This window comes from Agrobacterium bohemicum, assembly GCF_002896715.1.
Classification (GTDB): domain Bacteria; phylum Pseudomonadota; class Alphaproteobacteria; order Rhizobiales; family Rhizobiaceae; genus Agrobacterium; species Agrobacterium bohemicum.
On sequence record NZ_PGEL01000026.1, the window covers coordinates 290,244 to 313,984 of the forward strand.

The window sequence follows — 23,741 nt, forward strand, 5'->3', positions numbered from 1 at the left end:
GGAAACACTCAGCTGACACGCCTGAAGACATCGAGCTTTTCGGCAGGGCCTGGTCGGCCGATCAGATACCCCTGCATCTGGTCACAGCCCAACCGGGACATGCAATCGAACTGCTCCTGCGTTTCGATACCCTCGGCAATCGTCGTCATTCTCAAGCTTTTGGCCATACCGACCACGAATTCCACAATGGCCAGCGCATCGGTATCGGTCGCAACATCGCGCAGAAACGACTGGTCGATCTTGANTTTGTCGAAGGGTACGCCGCGCAGATTTCCAAGCGACGAATAGCCGGTTCCAAAATCGTCCATGGCGATCTTTATGCCGACATCTTTCAGTTTTTCAAGCGTGTCGAGCGTCTGGTCGCTTTTGTTGAGCAGCACGGACTCGGTAATCTCGAGTTCGAGCCTGCTGGCGTCCAGCCCGCTCTTGTCCAGTGCATCCACCACGTTTTGAATGAGGCTGGTGCTGTGAAACTGGACNGGGGACAGGTTGATCGCAATCTTGAGATCGCCCTTCCATGTCTTGGCCTCCTGGCACGCAGTGTCCATCGCCCATTTGCCCAGCGAATGGATCAACCCGGTCCGCTCCGCAACGGGAATGAACGCTGACGGGGGAACACTGCCGCGAACCGGGTGCGTCCAGCGCAGCAAAGCCTCGAAGCCGCAGATTTCGCGAGTCTTCGTCAGCATCTGCGGCTGATAATAGACTTCCATCTCATTGTTCTGAACCGCGGTTTGCAGGTCCGCTTCAAACGATCTTTTCTCGGTCAGCTGCTGCTGCATATGATCCTGGNAAACGCTGACACGGCCCGGCCCCAGCCGCTTCGACTCGTAAAGCGCAAGGTCGGCACGCTTGAACAGCTCGTCGGCATTCGTCACGTCGCTGGAAACGGCAATACCCACGCAGGTACCAATTTTGATTTCCAGATCCCCGAGATTGTAGGGTTCGCTTATCTGCGCAATCAGGGTATCCGCAAAGACGAGCGCTTCTTCTTCGTCACGGGCGCTGGTTATGAAAGCAAACTCGTCGCCGCCGAGCCGGCATACCATGTCATCATCCTCGCGGATGTCAGACAGGCGCACGGCCACGGACTGCAAAAGCGCATCGCCGACATCATGGCCGAGCGTATCGTTGATGTCCTTGAAACCGTCCAGATCCAGCAGCAGGATGATCGATGTTCCAGCGCCTCCAGACGCCAGTCTTTCGTTCAGCTCCTTGCGAAACAGCGCACGGTTGGGCAGTTCGGTCAGAGCGTCGTGATAGGCATCATGCTCAAGGCGGGCATTGTTGTCCTTCAGCTCCAACGTGGCCGCCTGCAGATCATCCGTCAGGCCGCGCATCTCCTTATGAGCACCATCGAGCAAATTGTTGTGCCGGTTCAACAGCAGGATGAGCGCCACACCACAGACGATCAGACCGCCCGCCAGTGCGGAGAATATCGTGTGAAGCTGGCGGACCTCGGAGTGGGCATTGTCTACGACTTCGACATCATAGGCGACGGATGAGGAGGCAAGCGTCGTCAAAGGGCCATCGAGCGCTTTCATCGCTTCCAGAATGGGTCTGACGGCAGGGGGTTGCAGGGTGTCGATCCGCGTGTCGAGGTCGGACAGAACCGCATTCAGCTGCGTAACGAGGTTTCGCCATTCGGGCCTTCCGCCAATGAACGCGCCCAGATTTCCCTGTTTCAAAAGCTCGAGCCTGCCCAGCATCAGATCCATTCGCAAGCGCAGGTCGTCATGCGTTACGTTTTCGGGGTCTACGAGGAAGCCATAAAGATTATTCTGAAGACGCAGATATTCCGAGACGGTCTGACTGACCGCCCAAGAATCATTGTATCTGGCGAATTTCTGCAGTGCGGTTTGCCGCTGCGCGATGACATAGGCTATGTAGCCTGTCGCCAACACGAAGCAGCATATGATGACCGCCAATACTTTGCGCAATTGGCACCTTTACTCGACTATAAGCTTTGCAACCTGCCATGCGGAGCGGGTATAATATGTCTGTGTTTGAAGTTCAGATGCTGTATCGTAAGGGTAAATCACAAATAAAGGCCCTTTTTCGCGAACCTCCATATAGTTCCCATCGCGCTTCATGGCCAGTATTACATTGAACTTGTCAAAATCCGCCATAGGAATCGTACTGACATAATCGTTCAGTGCAACGGCGGTTACCGTGGTGCCTTTGGCGCCGACGAAATCCATCAGNTTTTTCAGCGAAACACCCTCAAAACGCGTCAACCCGTCATACCACGGGGAATGTGTCTCGATCGTTACAAGACCGACGGCTTCCAGCATGTCGCGGTCGAATTTCGCAGCAGCGTCTGCGTTGGTGTTGGATATGTTGCCCGAGATCGTCAGGATAGGCTTACCCGTCGGTTGCGGCAACGCGTCAGCCTGAGCGTAAGNAAAAAAACAGATCGCCAAAACGGCACTGAGAACTAACCGCACGATACCCATCATCGTCTTGTCCCTCGATAGAACTCTTGGTTAACCCGGAGGCTCTTCTAAAATCTTATATCAGTATTTTATACAATACGAGTATTCGGATTTCTTGCCGGACCCTGGGNNCCTGATGCCATTTCGATCGTGCTGCCACGACCTGCCCTGACACACCCAAAGCATAGTAACGGTTATCCAATGTTGATGATTGTGGTTAGCGAAATCGTAAAAAAANCCCMAAATGGTTTAGGAAAACAAAACACATGGTTACCGGGCGTGGCAGTCGCCACGCCCGGTGCTATCTAAGGTTAAATTTGAACGGTAAAATCGTGCCGTCGTCTAACAACAACGAATCGGCATTGGTCAGACGAGATCGAACCGATCAGCGTTCATGACCTTATTCCACGCAACCACGAAATCCTTCACGAACTTTTGNTTTGCGTCTGCCGAGGCGTAGACTTCCGCAAGGGCACGTAGCTGCGAATGCGAACCGAAAATCAGATCGACGCGCGTTCCCGTCCACTTTGCTTCGTTGGTCTTGCGGCTGCGGGCTTCATAAACGCCTTCCTGTCCCTGAACCGGCGCCCATTGCAGGTCGATGTCCAGAAGATTGACGAAGAAGTCGTTGGTCAGCGTTTCCGGGCGCGTGGTCAACACACCATGTTCCGGCTTGCCGACATTGAGAACGCGCAAGCCGCCAACAAGGGTCGTCATTTCCGGCCCTGTCAGCGTGAGAAGCTGCGCACGGTCCACAAGCGCCTCTTCCGGCTTCATGAACTGGTGACGAGCCTTGTTGACGAAGTTGCGGAAGCCATCGGCGCGCGGGTCGAGTGCTGCAAAGGACGCAACGTCCGTCTGCTCCTGAGACGCATCCGTGCGGCCAGGCGTAAACGGAACGGTGATATCGTGACCGCCAGCCTTCGCCGCCTTTTCAACACCTGCCGCACCGGCCAGAACGATCAGGTCAGCCAGCGAAATCTTCTTGCCGCCGGTTTGGCCGGCATTGAAACCGCTCTGAATGTCTTCGAGAATGCTGAGAACCTTGGCAAGCTGCTCAGGCTGGTTGGCTTCCCAGTTCTTCTGCGGCTCCAGACGGATACGGGCACCGTTGGCACCGCCACGCTTGTCCGATCCACGGAATGAAGACGCCGACGCCCAGGCTGTCGACACCAGTTCCTGTACGCTGAGACCGGTCGCCAGCACCTTCGCCTTGAGATTGGCAATATCGGAATCATCGACGAACGGATGGTCGACCGATGGAATGACGTCCTGCCAGATCAAGTCTTCGGCTGGCACTTCCGGTCCGAGATAGCGAGCCTTCGGTCCCATGTCGCGGTGGGTCAGCTTGAACCATGCACGGGCAAAAGCATCGGCAAACTGGTCCGGGTTTTCAAGGAAGCGCCGCGAAATCTTCTCGTAGGCAGGGTCGAAACGCAGTGCCAGATCGGATGTCAGCATGGTTGGAAGATGCTTCGTATGTGGATCATAAGCATCGGGGATCGATGGATCAGCGTTCTTCGCCACCCATTGCTTGGCACCGGCAGGGCTTGTCGTCAGTTCCCATTCGAAAGCAAAGAGGTTTTCGAAGAAGAAGTTGCTCCACTGCGTCGGTGTCTGCGTCCACGTCACTTCCGGACCACCGGTCGTCGTGTCCTTGCCGATGCCCGTGCCGAATTTGTTGTGCCAGCCTAGGCCCTGCGCTTCCAGTTCGCCGCCTTCAGGCTCTGCGCCGATAAGGGACGGATCGCCTGCACCATGCGTCTTGCCGAAGGTGTGGCCGCCTGCAATCAGCGCCACCGTCTCTTCGTCGTCCATTGCCATACGGGCAAATGTGGAACGAATATCGCGGGCGGAGGCGATAGGATCGGGATTGCCGTTTGGGCCTTCCGGATTAACGTAGATCAGACCCATCTGAACCGCGCCCAGCGGTTCCGCCAGTTCGCGTTCGCCGCTGTAACGCTCATCGCCGAGCCATGTGCCTTCGGGACCCCAGAAGAGCTCCTCCGGCTCCCAGACGTCTGCGCGACCACCGGCAAAGCCGAATGTCTTGAAGCCCATGGATTCCAGCGCGACGTTGCCGGTCAGGATCATCAGATCGGCCCAGGAAATGCTGTTGCCGTATTTCTGTTTGATCGGCCAAAGAAGGCGCCGGGCCTTGTCGAGGTTGGCGTTGTCAGGCCAGCTGTTGAGCGGCGCAAAACGCTGCTGACCGGCGCCGGCACCGCCACGACCATCGGTGATGCGGTATGTACCAGCACTGTGCCAGGCCATGCGGATGAACAGACCACCATAGTGACCAAAGTCGGCGGGCCACCATTCCTGAGAATCCGTCATCAGGGCGTGGAGATCGGCCTTCACAGCATTCAGATCGAGCGCCTTGAACGCTTCGGCATAATCGAAGTCCTTGCCCAACGGATCAGAAAGGGACGAGCCGTGATGCAGGATTTGAATGTTGAGCTGGTTCGGCCACCAATCACGGTTCGTTCGAACGGCTTTGGGTGTCTGGCCGTGGGCCACGGGACACTTGCCCGCGCTGTCGGNTTTCTGATCCATGATAGTCTCCATGTCACNTTTGAGTGGACGTTAAAAAAGCTGTTATTGTCAAAATTGCAGGATTTCAGTTGACCTTTATCGCGGAAAACCACGACACGAAGTGAAATGTAACCTCGCCACAAGACCTTTTAACGACCAAGCGCCATAAATTTAAGTTGGATTTACTGATTGACGCGATAAGCTCAGCTTATGAAAAATTTGACGTTGAAGCAGCTGCGCTATTTCGAGGCATTGGCACACCACAAGCGGTTTCGGATCGCAGCGGAAGTCTGCGCCATCTCCCAGCCCGCGCTTTCGATGCAGATCAAGGAACTGGAGCAGGAGGTCGGGCATGATCNTTTCGAGCGGGGCGCGAAAGAGATCAAACTCACCGCTTTCGGGCAGACATTCGCCTTGCGTGTGCGTCAGATCCTGCGCGACGTGAACGAGCTGGGGGAACTGGCACGCGCGTCGAAAAACTCGTTCCTGTCGCGCCTTCGGATCGGCGTCATTCCGACCATCGCGCCCTATCTGCTTCCCACAATCATCAATGATCTCAACAGAACGTTTGATGGCATCGAAATCCGGGTGCGCGAGACGCAAACCGCCAAATTGCTCGAAGAGTTGAAACAGGGCGATCTCGATCTGGCAATCGTGGCTTTGCCGATATCGGAACCGTCTCTGATGGAATCGAAGCTCTTCGATGAGGAATTCGTGCTGGTCAGGCGGCATCAGGATGGTGGCAAGCCTGTACCTGAACGCACGGCACTTCCGGAAATGCGATTGCTGCTGCTGGAAGAAGGTCATTGTTTCCGCGATCAAGCCCTGTCCTTTTGCAATGTCGGCTCATCGCAGCCAAGAGAGGTCATGGAAGGCAGTTCGCTATCAACATTGGTGCAGATGGTCAGCGCCGGCATCGGCGTAACGCTCATCCCGGAAATGGCCGTTCCCATGGAAACGCGCTCTGCCCATGTCTCTGTGTCGCATTTCGACGCCCCCGCACCGATCAGAACCATCGGCATGATCTGGCGCAGTGCAACGCCCATCGGCAAGCAATTGCTTGAAATTTCAGAGGTCATTCGCACCTCAGCAACTGGTATGCGGGAAATGAACAATGCTCTTCGACCATCAATAATTTCTGCAAGTATTTGATTTTCTTACACAAAATATCGTGATATTTATACACTTGCTTTAAAACACGAACGTTCGTATTTAAAATTTCAGCTTCAGGACCCAATCATTATGGCAAGAACACGTNAAATCAGCACGGATGACATTCTGGACGCCGCCGAAAGGGTCGTCCTGCGTGCTGGTGCGACCGGATTTTCCATCGATGCCGTGGCACAGGAAGCGGGCGTCAGCAAATCGCGTGTCGTCTACGATCACAAATCCAAGTCCGCTTTGCTTGAAGCGCTGATCGAAAGGCGCCTTGCGTCGGAAGAAGAACGTGTACAGGCCGCCATCAATGGCAGCAGTCACCTGCCGCACCCCGAACTGTTCGGTCGCATTGCGGTGGCCGAAAAGGTGCCAGATGATACAGACAAGGCGGTTTGCCTTGCCATCAGTGCGGCCATGTCGAGCGAAGAGAAAATCCACGACCGCATGAGCGACTGGACCCGCCAGGATCTTGCCGCCATGGNAAAAGGCAAAAGACCCAGAGCAGCCCTGATCGCTTATCTGGCGTTGACCGGCTTCTGCTGCACGGAATATTTCGATTTTCACCAATGGGACCCAGAAGACAGACTGGCAATCCTCAACGATATTCGTTCTATTTACTCAACCTTTCCAGACGAAACATGACGATCACCTGCGGGTGATATGATGAGGACTATACGATGCACAGCAGAACCACTCTGCCGCGACTGCTAACCTTGATGACTGCCGCCTTCGTACTGGCGGCACCGACGATTGTTCACGCGCAGGAAGGCGCGCAGATGCCGCCCCCTGCCGTCGGCGTGCTGGAACTGACGGCGAAGTCGGTGCCTGTTGTCAACGAGCTTCCGGGCCGTATCGCCGCGACACGCGTGGCCGAAGTTCGCGCACGGGTTTCCGGCATCTTGCTTGAACGCGTGTTCGAGCAGGGAACGCTGGTCAAGAAGGACGATGTCCTCTACCGCATCGATCCTCGATTGTTCAAAGTTCGTGTTGCCAGCGCAGAAGCTTCCTTGCAGCGCGCCCAGGCAACGCAGAGCAATGCGCGCCAGCAACTGGAACGTCAGNAAAACCTGCGTGAACGCAACGTATCGACCGGCATCGATTACGATACGGCAGCCGTCAATCTCGCTCAGGCGGATGCCGATGTTGCACTTCAGCAGGCCGCGCTGGACGAAGCACGTATAAACCTCGACTACACCGAGGTCCGCGCGCCGATCTCCGGCATCATCGGCGGCGCACTGGTCACCGAAGGCGCCCTAGTCACTGCCGATGGTACGCAGAACCTCGCTTTGATCCAGCAGATCGATCCAAGCTACGCCGATTTCACCCAGTCGGCGCAGGATATGATGGCGCTGAGACGTGCTGTCGATGACGGGAAACTGGCGAGCCCGGGCCCCGGTCAGGCCAGCGTCCGGCTGGNTTTCGATGATGGTTCGATGTACCCGGAACCCGGTCGTTTGTTGTTTGCCAGCGCCAGCGTGGATTCCACCACCGGTCAGGTCACGTTGCGGGCGGAGTTTCCCAACGCCCGCCGCGATCTGCTTCCCGGCATGTATGTGCGGGTCAGAATCGAGCAGGCCGTTCGTGAAAACGCCGTCACCGTTCCCCAACGCTCGATCATTCGCAATGCCGATGGCAAGCCGCTGGTCTATGTCGTCAAGGGCGATACAGCGGAAGCACGCCCTATCGAACTCGGTCAGGCGCTTGAAACCGAATGGGTGGTCGAAAAAGGTTTGACCGCTGGCGAAAAAGTCGTGGTCGACGGTGCCCAGAAGGTCCAGCCCGGCGGCAAGATCAAGCCGGAACCATGGCAGCCGGAACAAACAGCCGAGACACCGGCGCAAGCACCAAAGCAGTAAGGTCCTTTCATGGCACAGCTCTTCATAAGACGGCCGATCCTCGCCTGGGTCTTTGCGCTGTTCATTTCCATTGCGGGCGTCATTGCCCTGCCCTTCCTGCCGATTGCGCAGTACCCGAAGGTCGCACCGCCGCAATTGACGATTTCGACCACCTATCCCGGCGCTTCGCCGCAGGATATCTACCAAGGCGTCACCCGGCTCATCGAAGATGAGTTGAACGGCGTCGAAGGACTGATGTACTTCGAATCTACCTCGGATACGTCCGGTCAGGTCTCCATCAACGCCACATTCGAAGCTGGCACAAACATCAATCAGGCCTCGGTCGATGTGCAGAACGCCATCCGCCGCGTCGAGGCACGTCTTCCCTCTGCCGTTGCGGCACAGGGTGTGACAGTGGAAGAAGCCTCCTCTGGCTTCCTTATGTTCATCACGCTGACCTCAACCGATGGCACGATGGACGAGGTAGCGCTGGGCGACTATCTCAACCGCAACGTGCTGGGTGAACTGCGCCGCATCGAAGGTGTCGGTCGAGCGCAACTCTTCTCATCCCAACGCGCCATGCGCGTCTGGATCGATGCCGACAAGCTTGTTGGCCTCAACCTCACGGCTGGAGATATCAACAGCGCAATCACCGCCCNAAATGCGCAGGTTGCCGCTGGCCAGATCGGCGCAGCGCCCAATCCCGTCAGTCAGGATTTGACCGCAACCGTTCTGGTCAAGGGACAGCTGACCGATCCAGCAGAGTTCGGCAACATCGTCCTGCGCGCCAACCCGGATGGCAGTAGCGTGCGACTGAAGGATGTCGCCCGCATCGAGCTTGGCGCGGAGACCTACAACNTTTCCAGCCGTCTGAACGGACAGGCCAGCGCTGCCGTGGGTATCCAGCTTTCCTCCACCGGCAATGCCGTCGCAACGTCTAAAGCCGTCTCGGCCAAGCTGGAAGAACTATCACGCTTCTTCCCGAGCGGTGTCGCCTATGCCGTTCCCTACGATACAAGTCCCTTCGTTTCGGCCTCCATCGAAAAAGTGTTGCACACACTGGTCGAGGCCATCGTCCTCGTCTTCATCGTGATGTTCGTTTTCCTGCAAAACTTCCGCTACACGGTCATTCCCACGCTGGTGGTTCCGGTGGCGCTGCTGGGCACCTGCGCGGTCATGTATGCCACCGGGNTTTCCATCAACGTTCTGACCATGTTCGCCATGGTTCTCGCCATCGGCATTCTGGTGGATGACGCCATCGTCGTCGTGGAAAATGTCGAGCGCATCATGGCCGAAGAAGGCTTGTCGCCGAAGGCTGCAACGCAAAAGGCCATGAAGCAGATCACCGGTGCCATTCTCGGCATCACGCTGGTTCTGGCCTGCGTGTTCATACCCATGGCGTTCTTCCCCGGATCGACCGGTATCATCTATCGTCAGTTCAGCTTGACGATGGTCGTGTCCATCCTGTTCTCCGCCTTCCTCGCATTGTCTTTGACACCAGCTCTTTGCGCCACCTTCCTCAAGCCCATCAAGCAGGGCCACCATGAGAAGCGCGGTCTTGGCGGCTGGTTCAACAGGAAGTTCGATGGCCTGACGAATGGCTACACCAAGGCGGCAACGGGCGGTGCGCGTCGTGCAGGGCGGATGATGGTCATTTATCTCGCGCTGGTCGCCGGTCTCGGCTATCTCTTCGTCAGCCTTCCCAGCGCCTTCGTGCCGGATGAGGATCAGGGCTTCCTGATCGTGGATATTCAGGGGCCGCCGGAAGCCAGTGCCAACCGCACGGTTGCCTCCATCGAACAGATCGAGAAAATCTTCAAGGACGAACCTTCGGTAAAGGACGTCGTTGCTATTCAGGGCTTCAGCTTCTCCGGTAACGGTGCCAATGCGGCACTGGCCTTCATTACCTTGAAGGACTGGAGCGAAAGAGGAGCCGATAATTCGGCTCAGGACATCGCCAACCGCGCCAACATGAAGCTGTTCGGGCTAAAGGATGCGCAGACCTTCGCGCTGTCTCCGCCGCCCATTGAAGGCTTCGGCACATCTGGCGGCTTCTCCTTCCGCTTGCAGGACCGCAATGGCATCGGCCAGGCAGCACTGTCTGCCGCCGCTGGCGAATTGATGCAGAAGGCAAGCAAAAGCCCTGTTCTGGCTGGAATGCGCATCGAAGGCTTGCCGGATGCTGCGCAGATCATGCTGGTGATCGACCGCGAGAAAGCCAACACATTCGGCGTCACCTTCGCCGATATCAACAACACCATCACCGCCAACCTTGGATCGTCCTACATCAACGACTTTCCAAATGCCGGACGCATGCAGCGCGTCGTCGTTCAGGCGCAGGACCGTGACCGTCTTCAGGTCGAGGATCTGTTGAAGCTGAACGTGCGCAATGCCAGCGGCGGCATGGTGCCTCTCAGCTCGTTTGCCATCGCGCAGTGGCAGAAGGGCTCTCCGCAGGTCGTCGGCTACAACGGATATCCGACCATCCGTATTTCGGGCGCGCCTGCGCCGGGAAATTCGACAGGTGCGGCTATCACAGAGATGGAACGTCTTGCTTCCGAACTTCCCGCTGGCATCGGCTACGAATGGACGGGCCAAGCCCTGGAAGAGATCAAGTCCGGCTCGCAGGCGCCGTTCCTGTTCAGCCTCAGCATCCTCTTCGTGTTCCTGCTGCTGGCAGGTCTCTACGAAAGCTGGTCCATCCCGCTTGCGGTGATGCTGGTCNTGCCCCTTGGCATCATCGGCTCGGTGCTGGCGGTCCTTCTTCGGGATATGCCCAACGATATCTACTTCAAGGTAGGCCTGATCGCCATCATCGGGCTCTCGGCCAAAAACGCGATCCTTATCGTGGAGTTCGCCAAGGATTATTATGCGGAAGGAAAAACGCTGATGGAATCCGCGGTCCTCGCCGCAAAGGTCCGCTTCCGGCCGATCATCATGACCTCGCTCGCCTTCACGCTCGGCGTGGTGCCGCTGGCCATCGCCACCGGCCCGAGCGCTGCCAGCCAGAATGCCATCGGTACCGGCGTTCTTGGCGGCATGATCTCGGCAACGATCCTGGCCGTCTTCTTCGTCCCGGCATTCTTCGTCTTCGTCCTGAAACTGATGCGGACGAAACGCCCGGAGGCGGAGACGCCGCCGGAAGAGCCGAAGGCAACTCAGCCTTGATCAAAAAAAGAAACGCCGCAGACATCGTCTGCGGCGTTTCTGCATGTCTTCCCTCACGCATGTATTCAGAAATGGGGAGGTGTCAGGATGTTAAAACATTGCGTGGAAATCAGCAGCCCTGGCCGCCAGCGTAGCCATCGACGATGCAGACCGAACCCGGCATTGGCTGGGTTACGCTGCGACGAATGCTGTAAGATTTCTTGGCCGCGTCGCCGCGATTGATCGAGCCGGTGCTGATCATATCGAAATTGTCGGGCGTCTGGGCAAAACGCGCAGGCGGGGTTTTGCCTGCCAGCATGGGGGTTACGATTAGCGAAAGTGCGATTGCCGCCATGCCGAACAGCAGGGCGACGTTGACGACACCGATTCTACGAGACTTTTTCGAATAGGATTGACGATCCTCGACTGTCTTCCAAAAATCCTCGTTCATACCAGGCCTCGCTACGCGCCATTTACCAATTGTTCAGTCTTTGAATTTGCCAGAGGGTGATAAACGATTGGTTAATAACGCCCCGTTTTGAGACGTTCAAAGCCCAGACGAGCCCTTATTCACGGGATTGTTTACAGCAGGTCCTGAAGATAGGGGATCAGCGGCTCATCGGCCGGCGGCATCGGGTAATCTCGCAAAGCCTGCGGCTTGACCCATTTGATCGCCTGTCCCTCGGCACCGCGCGGAATGCCCTCATAACGACGGCAGACGTAAAGGGGCATCAAAAGGTGAAATGTCTCATAGGTATGGCTGGCAAAGGTCAGCGGCGCGAGACAGGCGATCTTGGTCTTGATGCCAAGCTCTTCTTCCAGTTCTCGAACAAGCGTTTCCTCGGGTGTTTCGCCGCTTTCGACCTTGCCGCCGGGAAACTCCCATAGACCGGCAAGCGACTTGCCTTCAGGCCTTTGCGCCAGCAGAATGCGGCCATCGGTGTCGATCAGTGCGCAGGCTGCCACCAGAAGAATGTTTCGCCCAGCGTCAGCCATCAGGCCGCATCCTTGCGCCAGTAGCGATACGTATAGGCTGTGGAAAAACCGAATTTCTCATAAAGCGCCACCGCTGGCACATTGGTGGAAACCACTTGCAGCCATGCGGTCTTGGCTCCGCTGATGCGCGCCCAGCGGAGCGCGGAGGTGAGGATTTGCGTGGCCGTTCCCTGCCGCCTGATCGCTGCATCGACATCCAGCGACAAAATACCCGCCAGATCGTTGTCCTGAACGCAGATCACGGTGGCCTGTGGCTCGCCTTCCACCTCTTCCTTGGTAAACAGCCCAAGCGTCGGCTTGATGGAGCTGACGATCTCGGCGATGGCGGAACGCAAGGACGGGTCGTCGCCACTGACCTTCAGACTGGCTTCCACGAAGCGTCCAATATCATGGCTTGGAAGATGCGCCATGGTCTCAGGCAGTTCGGCAGAGGCGAGATCCGCTGTCATGACGTCGACGTTCTCGAACACAGCCCAACCGTCGTCCAAAAGATGCTCGCGCAGTTGAGGCGGCATCAGCGTCGTTTCACGCACGATCAGCGGCCGCCCGAAGTCCTCGAAGCGTTTGCGGGCCTTTTCCAGCCGAAGGCTGCAATTACCGTAGTCGGATGGATCGAGCGGCACGACACAATTGATCCGCTTCGACGGATGCGAACCCGTCAGTCTTATCTGCCAGCTGCCATCATAGATGACGGAAGACGCCGGCCATGCACGGAAGCTGACAGCCTCGAGACGCCGCACGAGCGGTAGATTGACAGGAGCACTCTGGATATCGTTAGACCCCACTGATCAGCTCCGATAATCGCCGTTGATTTCGACATATTCCTTGGTCAGATCGCAGGTCCACACGGTTGCCGTGCCGTTGCCGAGACCAATATCCACCTTGACTGGAATATCCTGGNTTTTCATCACGGCAGTGGCTTCAGCCTCGGAATAATCCGCGTCGCGCTCGCCGTTGACGGCCACACGAACATGGCCGAACCAGATTGCAAGGCGGTCGCGGTCCGCCATCTCGCCGGACTTGCCGACGGCCATGACGACACGGCCCCAGTTGGCGTCTTCACCTGCTACCGCCGTCTTGACCAGCGGCGAGTTGGCGATGGACAGAGCGATCTTCTTGGCTGCCGCGTCATTTTCGGCGCCTGTCACGGTGATTTCCACCATCTTGCGCGCGCCCTCGCCATCGCGAACGACCTGCAACGCAAGGTCTTTCAACACATCGTTCAGTGCTTCACGGAACGAGCCGAGCCTGGAGTCTTCAGCCGTCTCGATACGCACCTGTCCGTCGGCACGGGCCGCACCTGTTGCAAACAGCATCAACGTGTCGGAGGTGGATGTGTCGCTATCAACAGTCACCGAATTGAACGTCGGGCCAACGCCTGCGGCCAACAGCGCCTGCAAGGCAGTGGGCGCGATATCCGCATCGGTCACGACAAAGGACAGCATCGTCGCCATGTCTGGCGCAATCATGCCCGCACCCTTGGCGATGCCGTTGATGGTGACGGTGACGCCACCGATCTCGGCTGTGCGTGTGGCGACCTTCGGATACGTGTCCGTGGTCATGATAGCCTTGGCGGCCTCCTGCCAGAAGTCACCCTTGGCATCCGTATTCATCTGGCCGAGAACGCCCGCGAACTTCGTGGCGTCGAGCGGCTCACCGATGACACCGGTCGAAGCGAGAAACACTTCGTTTGCTGCACAGCCCACGGCCTCAGCTGCGGATTTCCCCGTCAGCTCAGTCGCGGCCCGACCCTTGACGCCAGTAAAGGCATTGGCGTTGCCGGAATTGACGACCACGGCGCGGGCAACGCCCTGCGCCAGATTGGCTCGGCAGAAATCGACAGGAGCGGATGGGCATTTCGATTTGGTAAAAACGCCTGCGACGCTGGCGGGTTCATCGAACACCATCAACAGAACATCGGTGCGGTTTTTGTATTTGATACCAGCGGCAGCCGTTGCCATTCGCACACCGCGAACGGCAGGCATCTCTGGATAGGATTTNGGGGCGAGCGGAGAAACGGCAGCGGACATTGGCGGAGAACCTGCATTTGTCGGGACGAGATAAAATGAAAACGGGGCGGCTCATCGCCGCCCCGTAAATTGCGGAGAATTACTGCTGCGCAGGTGCAGGTGGCTCAGCGGCCTGCTGCTTGCTGGCATCTTCGTAAGCCTTGCGCATTGCCTCATCGGGAATGTCGATCTTCTGTTCGGCCTTCGCCTTTTCGATCAGGGCAACATACTTGTCGCGCATGACGAGCTGACGAACCTGTGCTTCGACCTGCTCGTATGCTGGTGGCGGCGCAACGCGCTTGTCTTCCAGCTTGATGACGTGAAAGCCGAACTGCGACTTGACCGGGGTCTTGGTGTAGGCACCCTTTTCGAGAGCGAACGCAGCTTCTTCAAATTCAGGAACCATGCGGCCCTTGCCGAACCAGCCGAGATCGCCGCCATCATCCTTGTTGGAATCGGTCGACTTTTCCTTGGCGAGCGCTGCAAAGTCCTTGCCAGCGTCCAGCTGCTTGATCACTTCCTTGGCTTCTTCTTCAGTCGCAACCAGAATGTGGGCAGCCTTGATTTCGTCTTCCTTCGGAAGCGCAGCCACTTCCTTCTCGTAACGTGCCTTGACCTCTTCATTGGTCACAGCATCAACCACGTGCTTGCGGAAATATGCGTTGTGCAGTTCGCGGTCGGTGATGAAAGCGAGACGCTTCTTGAAGTCGTCGGTCTTTTCCAGACCTTCGGCAGTCGCGTCCTTTACCAGAAGCTTCACGTCGATGGCGCCGGAGAGAGCAGCAACCTTCTTCTGTTCATCAGGAAGCTGTGCAAGCTGCGGATCGAGGTTGCTCATGGCGAGATCGAGTTCGGACTGGCGGATTTCCAGATCACCGACCTTTGCGACAACGGCATCTTCCTGCGCGAAAGCGGGAAACTGAAGACCAAGGGTGGCCACGATAACAGCAGCCGCAATTCTATTATAGCGCAACATATTAAACCTTTCGGAGACAATGCCGGCTCCAGACGTGGTTTTCCGGCTGAAAAAACTTCCAAACACCGGAATGTGGCCATTCTGTAACGGGCAGAACCGTTGACATCATTTGNCCCCCCTCTTATCTGTCGCGTAACCTCGCGTCCAGATACGTTTCAGGGTCAAGTTTGTCATTTGTGTTTTATTACAGTGCCAGACCGCCANCCCCCTGGAAAAAACGGAATTTCAGAAAGGGCCACTAAGATGGTCAGTCTCGGCGGAATCGCCCGCAAGTTGTTCGGCTCGGCAAATGATCGCCGCGTTCGCTCCTATCGTAGCAATATCGGCGCCATCAGCGCACTCGAAGAGGAAATGAAAGCCCTTTCCGACGAGGCGCTGGCTGCAAAAACGGTTGAATTCCGCGCGCAGCTCGCCGAGGGCAAATCGCTCGACAGCCTTCTCGTGCCTGCCTTTGCGGTGGCGCGTGAAGCGTCCCGCCGCGTTCTTGGCATGCGCCCCTTCGACGTGCAGTTGACCGGCGCGATGATTCTTCACTCCGGCGACATCTCGGAAATGAAGACCGGTGAAGGTAAAACGCTGGTCGCGACACTCGCCGTCTACCTCAATGNCCTCGANGGCAAAGGCGTCCACGTCGTTACCGTCAACGATTACCTCGCCCAGCGCGACGCCGCCACCATGGCGCGCCTCTACAACTTCCTGGGCCTGACCACCGGGGTCATCGTCCACGGACTGGATGACGACCAGCGCCGCGCGGCTTACGCCTGCGACATCACCTACGCGACGAATAACGAGCTTGGCTTCGATTATCTGCGCGACAACATGAAATACGACAAGCCGCAGATGGTGCAGCGTGGCCACCACTACGCCATCGTCGACGAAGTCGACTCCATTCTGGTGGACGAGGCGCGAACGCCGCTCATCATCTCCGGTCCGCTGGACGACCGTTCCGATCTCTACAACACCATCGACGCTTTCATTCCGATGCTATCGCCGGAAGATTACGAAATCGATGAAAAGCAGCGTTCGGCCAACTTCTCCGAAGACGGCACCGAAAAGCTGGAAAACCTGCTGCGTGACGCTGGCCTTCTCAAGGGCGAATCGCTTTACGACATCGAAAACGTCGCGATCGTTCACCACATCAACAACGCGCTGAAGGCTCACAAGCTGTTCCAGCGTGACAAGGACTACATCGTCCGAAACGATGAAATCGTCATCATCGACGAATTCACCGGTCGCATGATGCCCGGTCGCCGTTATTCCGAAGGTCAGCACCAAGCTCTTGAAGCCAAGGAAAAGGTCCAGATCCAGCCGGAAAACCAGACGCTGTCTTCCGTCACCTTCCAGAACTACTTCCGCATGTACAAGAAGCTCGCCGGCATGACCGGTACGGCCTCGACGGAAGCTGAAGAATTCAACAACATCTATGGTCTCGATGTCATCGAGGTTCCAACCAACCTGCCGATCCAGCGTATCGATGAAGACGACGAAGTCTACCGGACCGGCGAAGAGAAGTTCAAGGCGATCATCGAACAGATCAAGGCCGCACACGAGCGCGACCAGCCGGTTCTCGTCGGCACGACGTCGATTGAGAAGTCCGAACTTCTGGCCACCATGCTCCGTCAGACCGGCTTTGAGAATTTCCAGGTTCTGAATGCCCGTTATCACGAGCAGGAAGCCTATATCGTGTCGCAGGCCGGTGTGCCGGGCGCTGTCACCATCGCCACCAACATGGCTGGTCGCGGTACCGACATCCAGCTCGGCGGCAACGTCGACATGCGTCTCGAGCGTGAGCTTGAAGGCGTCGAGCCAGGCGAAGAGCGCGATGCCACGGAACGCAAAATCCGTGAAGAGATCAAGGTCCTGAAAGACAGGGCGCTGGCCGCCGGTGGTCTTTTCGTCATCGCGACCGAACGCCATGAAAGCCGCCGTATCGACAACCAGCTGCGCGGTCGTTCCGGCCGTCAGGGTGACCCGGGCCGCTCGAAATTCTATCTCTCGCTTCAGGATGACCTGATGCGCATCTTCGGTTCCGATCGCATGGATTCGATGTTGCAGAAGCTGGGTCTCAAGGAGGGCGAAGCCATCGTCCACCCTTGGATCAACAAGGCTCTGGAACGCGCGCAGAAAAAGGTCGAAGCCCGCAACTTCGAAACCCGCAAGAACCTTCTGAAGTATGACGACGTTCTCAACGACCAGCGCAAGGTCATCTTCGACCAGCGTCTGGAGCTGATGGAAGCCGACAATATCGGTGAAACGGCTGCCGACATGCGCAACGAAGTCATCGAAGCGCTCGTTACCAAGCACGTGCCGGNAAATGCCTATGCTGAACAGTGGGACATTGTTGGCCTGAAAGCCGGTGTCGAGCGTTTCCTTAACCTTGATCTTCCCGTGGAAGATTGGGCCAAGGAAGAGGGCATCGCCGAAGACGATATCATGCAGCGCGTTACCGAAGCCGCAGACAAGACCATGGCTGACAAGGCGGAGCGTTTCGGCCCTGACGTCATGACCTATGTCGAGCGCTCGGTCATCCTCCAGACCATCGATCACCTGTGGCGCGAACACATCGTCAACCTCGATCACCTGCGCTCCGTCGTCGGTTTCCGTGGTTATGCCCAGCGTGATCCTTTGCAGGAATACAAGGCGGAAGCTTTCGAGCTTTTCCAGGCGCTCTTGTCCAACCTGCGTGAAGAAGTCACGGCTCAGTTGATGCGCGTGGAACTGGTGCGCGATCCTCCGCAGCCTGAACTGCCGGAAATGACGGCCCACCATCTTGACCCGATCACCGGCGAAGACGAGTTTGCTCAGCATGGCCAGGGCGCAGCCGACACCTTCGTTCCGCCAGAGCAGCGCGACCCCAACAATCCCGCCACATGGGGTAAAATTGGCCGTAACGAAGCCTGCCCATGCGGTTCCGGCAAGAAATACAAGCATTGCCACGGAATTTTCGAACAGGCCTGATACAGGCTCGAAAAAACCTATGAAATGCAAACGGCCCGCGGCATCTCTCCGCGGNNCGTTTGCATTTGTCTGCGAATATCTGGCGTCGGCCAAAAATGGTCGCGTACAGCTTCCGATTCGCTCTTAACTGCCTGCGATTTTCTGCCTAGAAAGCGTCTGTACCTCAAACGGGCGGACACCCACATGACCCATTTCAAATCTGCATTCATAGCCGCTCTCGCGATATTCACGTTCGCAATGCCTGCACTTGCGGAGGACCTGACATTCGAATTGAAGAACGGCACCAACTCGGTGCTGACCCATTTCTTCACATCACCGGTTGGCCAGCGCAGCTGGGAAGGCGATGTCTTCGGCAACCAGACCCTCAATCCCGGCGAGAGCATCGAAATCACCATCGCCGACGGTCGAGATGTCTGCAAATACGATATGCGCTTCGAGTTTCAAGGCAGCGACGACCTCGACACGACGACCGATACACAAAATCTCTGTGAGCTTGGCGAATACACCATCGAAGAGTGATCGCTGCCACCTGCGTCGTCTGGCCGAAAAATCTTACGTGCCAGAAACCTCTCACGAGAATGTGTCGGGCGGGCAGACCACGCAGGTAAAGCATCCACTAAAATTCATTTGACGGTATGCGTAACCTCTCGTAACCGTTGGCTTTCCGCTGTGATTGCTGAGACATAACGACATGAAGCCCTCGGAACTGGCCGCCTATCTCTTTCTCGCCGTTGCGTGGGGATTATCGTTCCTTTTGGTGTTGCATGCCGTTGCCGCATTCGGCTGGGTGGGCGCAGTCACCCTGCGTTGCTTCATTGCCAGTTTCACGCTTCTGATCGTCGCGCGCGTTTCGCGCCGAAAGCTGGATTTCAGTGCAGGCTGGCGCGCCTTCGCAGCGGTTGGCGCCACCACCGTTGCAGGTCAGCTCATTGGCCTGTCCTATGCAACGCCGGTCATCGGAACGGCCATGGCCGCCATTCTCGTCGCCAGCATTCCGCTGTTCTCCATGCTGATTGGCCAGGTTTGGGGGCTCGAGAAAATATCGCCGCAGAGCCTGCTCGGCATGGCTCTGGGTTTCAGCGGGATTATCATTCTCGTCGGTTTTCCTGCGGTGCCCGTCACCACCGCCTTTGTCATCGGCTGCATCGCCTGTCTTCTTGGCTGCATTTGCGCAGCGTTTGGCAGCAATTATGCAAGTCGCTACCTCCAGGGCTCAGGATCATGGGAAATCACGATCGGCTCATTTCTGGCGGGTGGCATCATAACGCTGCCGTTTCTGGTGGTGGTTCCCATTCCCGGCACCCCCGGCCTCGAGGACTTCGCTTACCTGTTCGGCCTCGCCATCATCATGAGCGCCCTCACCTATGTCACCTATTTCCGGCTGGTGTCCCTTATCGGCGCAACCAAAACAATCAGCGTGGAGTTTGTGGTCACTGTCATCGCGGTCATCGTTGGCACAGTGGCGCTGGATGAGCCGCTTTCACAGATACAACTCCTCGGCGTATTCATCATTATCGCTGGCTGCGCTCTGGTTCTTGGGCTTTATCCAAAACGCAGAGTAACACCCCTTTTGCCGTAAACCTCAAGCCAAACGGCCTTCATTTAGAATTCACTCATATTTAGTGGTAGCGATACTCTCAACATTGTTAACGTTTCGATGTAAGATTGAAATAGTCTGGGTCTATCAACCNAAAACATGGTAGGGATCAGACCTCCCTGCAAAGGTCGTGTCCCATAAGAAAACGCGGCTTTCGGCAGATACGCTGTCACGGAAAGCACGAGAAAGACGGTTATAAGACAGGCATGGCAAGCGATCCGAACGACCCAGATATGCGAGACGAGCGTTTCGCACTGCTGTTGGCAAAAACAGCGTCGGATCGGCCCACGGCAGACAGCAGCTTGCGCGTCGGTCGCGCCGGGCGGGAGTTCTGTATCTATCCGGCACAACTCGGCTACGATCTTCAGGAAGAGCTTGATTTCCTGTCCAACCGGGTGATGGAGCCCAACATCTTCTTCACCGGCAAGCTTCTGGCGCCAGCGATGCCGCGCGTGGATGAACGTTCCGTGCGTTTTGCCCTGATGCGCGATGAAAACGGCGCGCGCAGCCGCATGCGCCTTCTCATGCCTTTTACCGTGGAAAAGCCCGGCTTCTCGGTCGGCCCTTCCATTTTGCGCGTCTGGGCGAATCCCTTCGGTCCGCTCGGGACACCTCTGGTCGATTCAGAAGGTGCTGCCGAGACCATCGATAATCTGCTCGATGCGCTGTTGCAGCCGGAGCTTCGCCTGCCGAACATTCTGGTTCTTCCGCAGCTTCGGCTGGACGGTGCTTTCGTGCGCATGATCAAGGCCATCGCGCTCAGCCGAAACTTGCCTCTCGCCACAGCCGAACCACATCGCCGCATGATGCTGGAAAGCAAGGTTGATGCCGGCATTTACCTGCGAGACACCCTGCCACCGGCTCATCTGCATGCGTTGAAAAAGCATTGGCAGGATCTGGAAACCGTCGGCGCGATGACCTATGATGTGGCTAGACAGCCGCAGGACATCAGGCTGCGCACCGAGGAGTTTCTGGCGCTGGAGGGCAGCGGGTCCAAGGGCCGCAATCGTTCCGCTCTCGTCAGCGATCGCTATCGCCCCGCCTTTGCCCGTGAAGCGATCACCAATCTCGCTGAAATAGACGCGGTCCGCATTCACACCCTCAATCTGGATGGTGCCGCCGTCGCGTCCGCGGTGGTGTTCATCACCATGGGTGAAGCCTATGTCTGGAAGCTGGCAACCAGCGAAACACACGCTCGCCATTCCATTGACCGGTTGCTGATGCAGCGATTGACAGAATGGCATCTTGATGACGCCAATATTCTGCGCACGGATAGCTGTGGTGCGGATGAAGATCGCGATCTCGACGGCTTCTGGAGCGAAAAGGCGGAGATGGGTACGCTCGTCATCGGTCTCACGCAAAACAGCGACCGCGATGTGCGTCAGGTGGCTGGCCAGGTCCACATGTATCGCAATACCCGAAATCTTGCGAAACTCCTGCGCGAGCGGATCATGTCTCTTGGTCGCAAGAACAGTTGATTGGCCATAAAAAAGGGGTGCGAACACCCCTTTTTCGTTTTTGACGCGGTTAGCGAGACGCTGTCCTGATCATTCGGCATAGCTGCGTCAGCGCAGCATCATATCCGCCTCCCAGAATATCCGCGCAACGTTTCGCCAGTCGCAACTGCTCCGACCGTGACATGTCGTTGTAAGAGTTGATGGCTTCGCGAACGGCACCTCGAGGAAGCGTACCCGGGTTGACGGGACCGCCTGGAACACTTGGGCTGCCAATGCCTACGCCGACACCCACGCCGATGCCGGATGCGGCGCCAGCACCAACATTGGCGTTAACATTCACGCCGCTTCGTCCGCCCACCGATGCGTTGACATCGGCGTTGACGCCATTCCGTCCACCAACGCTGGCGCTTGTATTGGCATTGATGCCGTTGCTTCCGCCAACCGACGCGCTGACGTCAGCACCGAGGCCACCGCCGCTTCGCCCGCCGACATTGGCCCCGGCATTGATGNCGCCACTGCCGCCCACAGAGGCGCTGGCACTGACACCGCCACGGTCGTTACCGCCGACGCTGGCGCTCACGCCGCCTACATTCACATCCAATGCCTGCGCCTGAAACGGCAATGCCAGACAAGCGGTGATGAATAAAGAAGATGTTANTTTTCTCATGGCTCTCTCCTCCTTCTCGTGGGTCGGGTTGGACTTTGTCTCTCGTTCTAACCCACTGGAAGAAATAATATATAAGATTTTGCTTTAATAGNAAAGAGTAATTTTTAGCGATAACTAATATTCCATGATGCTAAACCTTGACGCTGACCCGATGAGAGACATCACCGGCACGTATCGCCGCTGTCGCAGGTAAAGATTTCCCCTTATCATCAACGGCTTGCAATACTGATCCTGCCTGTAGCTCGGCGCGCGTCGATCTTTGCTGTCCAGCCTTTGAATTGTCGTGGACACTGGGCTTCGCGAAGCTTTACACTGCACCCTGCGGCGTCTCGACAGCCGCTTCTTTCCGGAGTCTGCCATGTCCCTCACCACGTTTTCCCGACGTTCCCTCTTGAAGACAACGGCCCTGCTGGCGGCCTCGACAGCGCTTGTGCATTCCGGCGTTGCCTGGGCGGCTGGCAGAGGCGGACGGCTGGTGGTGGCGGCGGATTCCGAACCAAAGAACCTCAACCCTGCTATCGTCGCATCCAACGGCGTTTTCTACATTTCCAGCAAGATCATCGAGCCCCTGGCGGAAGCATCCTACAAGGGCAAGGATGGGCTGGAGCCACGCCTTGCCACCAGTTGGGAAGGGTCTGAGGATGGTCTCAGCGCCACTTTCAAGCTGCGCGAAGGAGTAACATGGCACGATGGCAAGCCGTTCACATCCGCCGACGTCGCCTTCTCGGCCCTTTCGGTTTGGAAGCCTCTCCAGAACCTTGGGCGTCTGGTTTTCGCCAATCTGGACACGGTCGATACCCCTGATGATCACACTGCGATTTTCCGCTTCTCCAAGCCGACACCGTTCCAGCTGATCCGCAACGCCTTGCCTGTCGTCACCAGCGTCATCCCCAAACACCTCTATGAGGGCACGGATATCGCCACCAATCCTGCCAACACCAAACCCGTCGGCACCGGGCCTTTTGTGTTTGCGGAATACAAGCCCGGGGAATATTACCGCCTGACGCGTTATGACAAATATTGGGCCAAGACCGCTCCGAAGCTCGATGAAATCATCTACCGCGTATTGCCGGATCGCGCTGGCGCTGCCTCCGCACTCGAGGCTGAAGAAATTCAGCTTGCCGCCTTCTCTGCCGTTCCCCTGTCTGATCTCGCCCGCATTGCCAAGGAGCCCGGCCTCAAGGTCATCGCCGATGGCTATGAAGCCTTGACCTATCAGCTGGTCGTGGAAATCAACCATCGCCGCAAGGAACTGGCCGACCTGAAGGTACGTCAGGCCATCGCCCACGCCATCGACAAGAAGCTGGTCGTCGATACGGTCTTCCTGGGTTACGCCAGCATCTCCACCGGTCCGGTTCCCAAAAACGCACCGCAATTCTTCACATCGGATGTCGAAACCTATCCCTTCGACGTGAACAAGGCCAATACGCTCCTGGATGAGGCCGGTTACAAGCGCGGTGCCGATGGCACACGCTTTTCGCTGAAGCTTCTGCCCGCGCCCTATTTCAACGAGACCAAACAGTTCGGAGCCTATCTGCGTCAGGCGCTGGCGGAAATCGGCATCAAGGCCGAGATCGTCAACAATGATTCCGCCGCACACCAGAAAGCGGTCTATACGGACCACGCCTTCGATCTTGCCGTCGCGCCGCCTGTCTTCCGGGGTGACCCTGCCATTTCCACCACCATCCTCGTTAAGTCAGGCACCCCTGCCGGCGTCGGCTTTTCCAACCAGGGCGGCTACGAGAACAAGGAACTGGATGCGCTGATCGACAAGGCCGCCGAGACGACCGATGAAAAGACCCGCACCGAGCTTTACAAGCAATTCCAGAGGAGGGTCACGGAGGACCTCCCGTTGATCAACGTTGCCGAATGGGGCTTCATCACCGTCGCGCGCGACACGGTGGACAACGTCGCGTCCAATCCTCGCTGGGCGGTGTCCAACTGGGCAGATACCGTCGTTGAGGGGTAGGT

18 protein-coding genes are annotated in these 23,741 nt (G+C 57.2%); 9 read left to right on the forward strand and 9 right to left on the reverse strand.

All coding sequences use genetic code 11. The features are described from left to right. Positions 1–8 precede the first annotated feature (8 nt). From CUC55_RS14910 to katG, 3 genes are all read right to left on the reverse strand, one after another. Positions 9–1,940 (reverse strand): putative bifunctional diguanylate cyclase/phosphodiesterase, encoded by a 1,932-nt coding sequence (locus CUC55_RS14910; RefSeq protein WP_103088364.1) that lies wholly within the window; start codon positions 1,938–1,940, stop codon positions 9–11. Between the two features lie 9 nt (positions 1,941–1,949). After that, positions 1,950–2,456 carry a putative pterin-binding protein gene (locus CUC55_RS14915; RefSeq protein WP_103088432.1) on the reverse strand — a complete coding sequence of 169 codons (507 nt, stop codon included), beginning with the start codon at positions 2,454–2,456 and terminating at the stop codon, positions 1,950–1,952. A gap of 345 nt (positions 2,457–2,801) precedes the next feature. Continuing rightward, a complete protein-coding gene (katG, locus tag CUC55_RS14920) occupies positions 2,802–4,991 on the reverse strand; it encodes a catalase/peroxidase HPI (RefSeq protein ID WP_103088365.1) in 2,190 nt (729 codons plus the stop codon). Between the two features lie 189 nt (positions 4,992–5,180). Between katG and CUC55_RS14925 the strand changes: the two genes are divergently transcribed. The 4 genes from CUC55_RS14925 to CUC55_RS14940 all read left to right on the forward strand — a co-directional run bounded on the left by CUC55_RS14925 (position 5,181) and on the right by CUC55_RS14940 (position 11,131). Further along, positions 5,181–6,122 (forward strand): hydrogen peroxide-inducible genes activator, encoded by a 942-nt coding sequence (locus CUC55_RS14925; protein WP_103088366.1) that lies wholly within the window; start codon positions 5,181–5,183, stop codon positions 6,120–6,122. Between the two features lie 90 nt (positions 6,123–6,212). Beyond that, the gene (locus CUC55_RS14930; protein ID WP_103088367.1) at positions 6,213–6,770 is read left to right on the forward strand and encodes a TetR/AcrR family transcriptional regulator; all 558 of its coding nucleotides are present in this window, start codon (positions 6,213–6,215) and stop codon (positions 6,768–6,770) included. Between the two features lie 74 nt (positions 6,771–6,844). Next, positions 6,845–7,984 (forward strand): efflux RND transporter periplasmic adaptor subunit, encoded by a 1,140-nt coding sequence (locus tag CUC55_RS14935; protein ID WP_245417772.1) that lies wholly within the window; start codon positions 6,845–6,847, stop codon positions 7,982–7,984. Positions 7,985–7,993: 9 nt separating this feature from the next. Then, positions 7,994–11,131: an efflux RND transporter permease subunit gene (locus CUC55_RS14940; protein ID WP_103088369.1), complete on the forward strand. Its 3,138-nt coding sequence runs from the start codon at positions 7,994–7,996 to the stop codon at positions 11,129–11,131. Positions 11,132–11,240: 109 nt separating this feature from the next. Here the strand turns inward: CUC55_RS14940 and CUC55_RS14945 are convergent, their stop codons facing one another. From CUC55_RS14945 to CUC55_RS14965, 5 genes are all read right to left on the reverse strand, one after another. Continuing rightward, positions 11,241–11,561, reverse strand: coding sequence for a hypothetical protein (locus tag CUC55_RS14945; RefSeq protein ID WP_067646998.1), 321 nt, complete (start codon positions 11,559–11,561; stop codon positions 11,241–11,243). Between the two features lie 131 nt (positions 11,562–11,692). Further along, complete coding sequence (gene mutT, locus CUC55_RS14950) at positions 11,693–12,106, reverse strand: 8-oxo-dGTP diphosphatase MutT (protein ID WP_067647001.1); 414 nt, start codon at positions 12,104–12,106, stop codon at positions 11,693–11,695. Continuing rightward, the gene (locus CUC55_RS14955) at positions 12,106–12,891 is read right to left on the reverse strand and encodes a GNAT family N-acetyltransferase (protein ID WP_425352190.1); all 786 of its coding nucleotides are present in this window, start codon (positions 12,889–12,891) and stop codon (positions 12,106–12,108) included. The genes mutT and CUC55_RS14955 overlap by 1 nt, the downstream gene beginning before the upstream one ends. A gap of 3 nt (positions 12,892–12,894) precedes the next feature. Further along, the gene (gene argJ / locus CUC55_RS14960) at positions 12,895–14,136 is read right to left on the reverse strand and encodes a bifunctional glutamate N-acetyltransferase/amino-acid acetyltransferase ArgJ (RefSeq protein WP_103088370.1); all 1,242 of its coding nucleotides are present in this window, start codon (positions 14,134–14,136) and stop codon (positions 12,895–12,897) included. 79 nt (positions 14,137–14,215) lie between these two features. Next, on the reverse strand, positions 14,216–15,091 hold the full coding sequence (locus CUC55_RS14965; protein WP_067647007.1) for a peptidylprolyl isomerase: 876 nt from the start codon (positions 15,089–15,091) through the stop codon (positions 14,216–14,218). Positions 15,092–15,334: 243 nt separating this feature from the next. On the opposite strand from CUC55_RS14965, the gene secA reads away from it, so the two are divergent. The 4 genes from secA to CUC55_RS14985 all read left to right on the forward strand — a co-directional run bounded on the left by secA (position 15,335) and on the right by CUC55_RS14985 (position 21,124). Then, positions 15,335–18,049, forward strand: coding sequence for a preprotein translocase subunit SecA (gene secA / locus CUC55_RS14970; RefSeq protein WP_103088371.1), 2,715 nt, complete (start codon positions 15,335–15,337; stop codon positions 18,047–18,049). Between the two features lie 183 nt (positions 18,050–18,232). Then, positions 18,233–18,568 carry a hypothetical protein gene (locus CUC55_RS14975; protein ID WP_067647342.1) on the forward strand — a complete coding sequence of 112 codons (336 nt, stop codon included), beginning with the start codon at positions 18,233–18,235 and terminating at the stop codon, positions 18,566–18,568. Between the two features lie 172 nt (positions 18,569–18,740). After that, a complete protein-coding gene (locus tag CUC55_RS14980) occupies positions 18,741–19,628 on the forward strand; it encodes a DMT family transporter (protein ID WP_067647015.1) in 888 nt (295 codons plus the stop codon). 224 nt (positions 19,629–19,852) lie between these two features. Beyond that, positions 19,853–21,124: a GNAT family N-acetyltransferase gene (locus CUC55_RS14985; RefSeq protein ID WP_067647018.1), complete on the forward strand. Its 1,272-nt coding sequence runs from the start codon at positions 19,853–19,855 to the stop codon at positions 21,122–21,124. A 49-nt stretch (positions 21,125–21,173) separates the two neighbouring features. Here the strand turns inward: CUC55_RS14985 and CUC55_RS14990 are convergent, their stop codons facing one another. After that, a complete protein-coding gene (locus CUC55_RS14990) occupies positions 21,174–21,770 on the reverse strand; it encodes a hypothetical protein (RefSeq protein ID WP_103088372.1) in 597 nt (198 codons plus the stop codon). 358 nt (positions 21,771–22,128) lie between these two features. On the opposite strand from CUC55_RS14990, the gene CUC55_RS14995 reads away from it, so the two are divergent. Continuing rightward, positions 22,129–23,739 carry an ABC transporter substrate-binding protein gene (locus CUC55_RS14995; protein WP_067647034.1) on the forward strand — a complete coding sequence of 537 codons (1,611 nt, stop codon included), beginning with the start codon at positions 22,129–22,131 and terminating at the stop codon, positions 23,737–23,739. Positions 23,740–23,741: the final 2 nt, after the last annotated feature.

Coding starts and splice junctions, on each gene's coding strand:
- CUC55_RS14945 (WP_067646998.1), bottom strand. CDS start 11,561: ATGAACGAGGATTTTTGGAAGACAGTCGAGGATCGTCAATCCTATTCG.
- mutT (WP_067647001.1), bottom strand. CDS start 12,106: ATGGCTGACGCTGGGCGAAACATTCTTCTGGTGGCAGCCTGCGCACTG.
- CUC55_RS14965 (WP_067647007.1), bottom strand. CDS start 15,091: ATGTTGCGCTATAATAGAATTGCGGCTGCTGTTATCGTGGCCACCCTT.
- CUC55_RS14975 (WP_067647342.1), top strand. CDS start 18,233: ATGACCCATTTCAAATCTGCATTCATAGCCGCTCTCGCGATATTCACG.
- CUC55_RS14980 (WP_067647015.1), top strand. CDS start 18,741: ATGAAGCCCTCGGAACTGGCCGCCTATCTCTTTCTCGCCGTTGCGTGG.
- CUC55_RS14985 (WP_067647018.1), top strand. CDS start 19,853: ATGGCAAGCGATCCGAACGACCCAGATATGCGAGACGAGCGTTTCGCA.
- CUC55_RS14995 (WP_067647034.1), top strand. CDS start 22,129: ATGTCCCTCACCACGTTTTCCCGACGTTCCCTCTTGAAGACAACGGCC.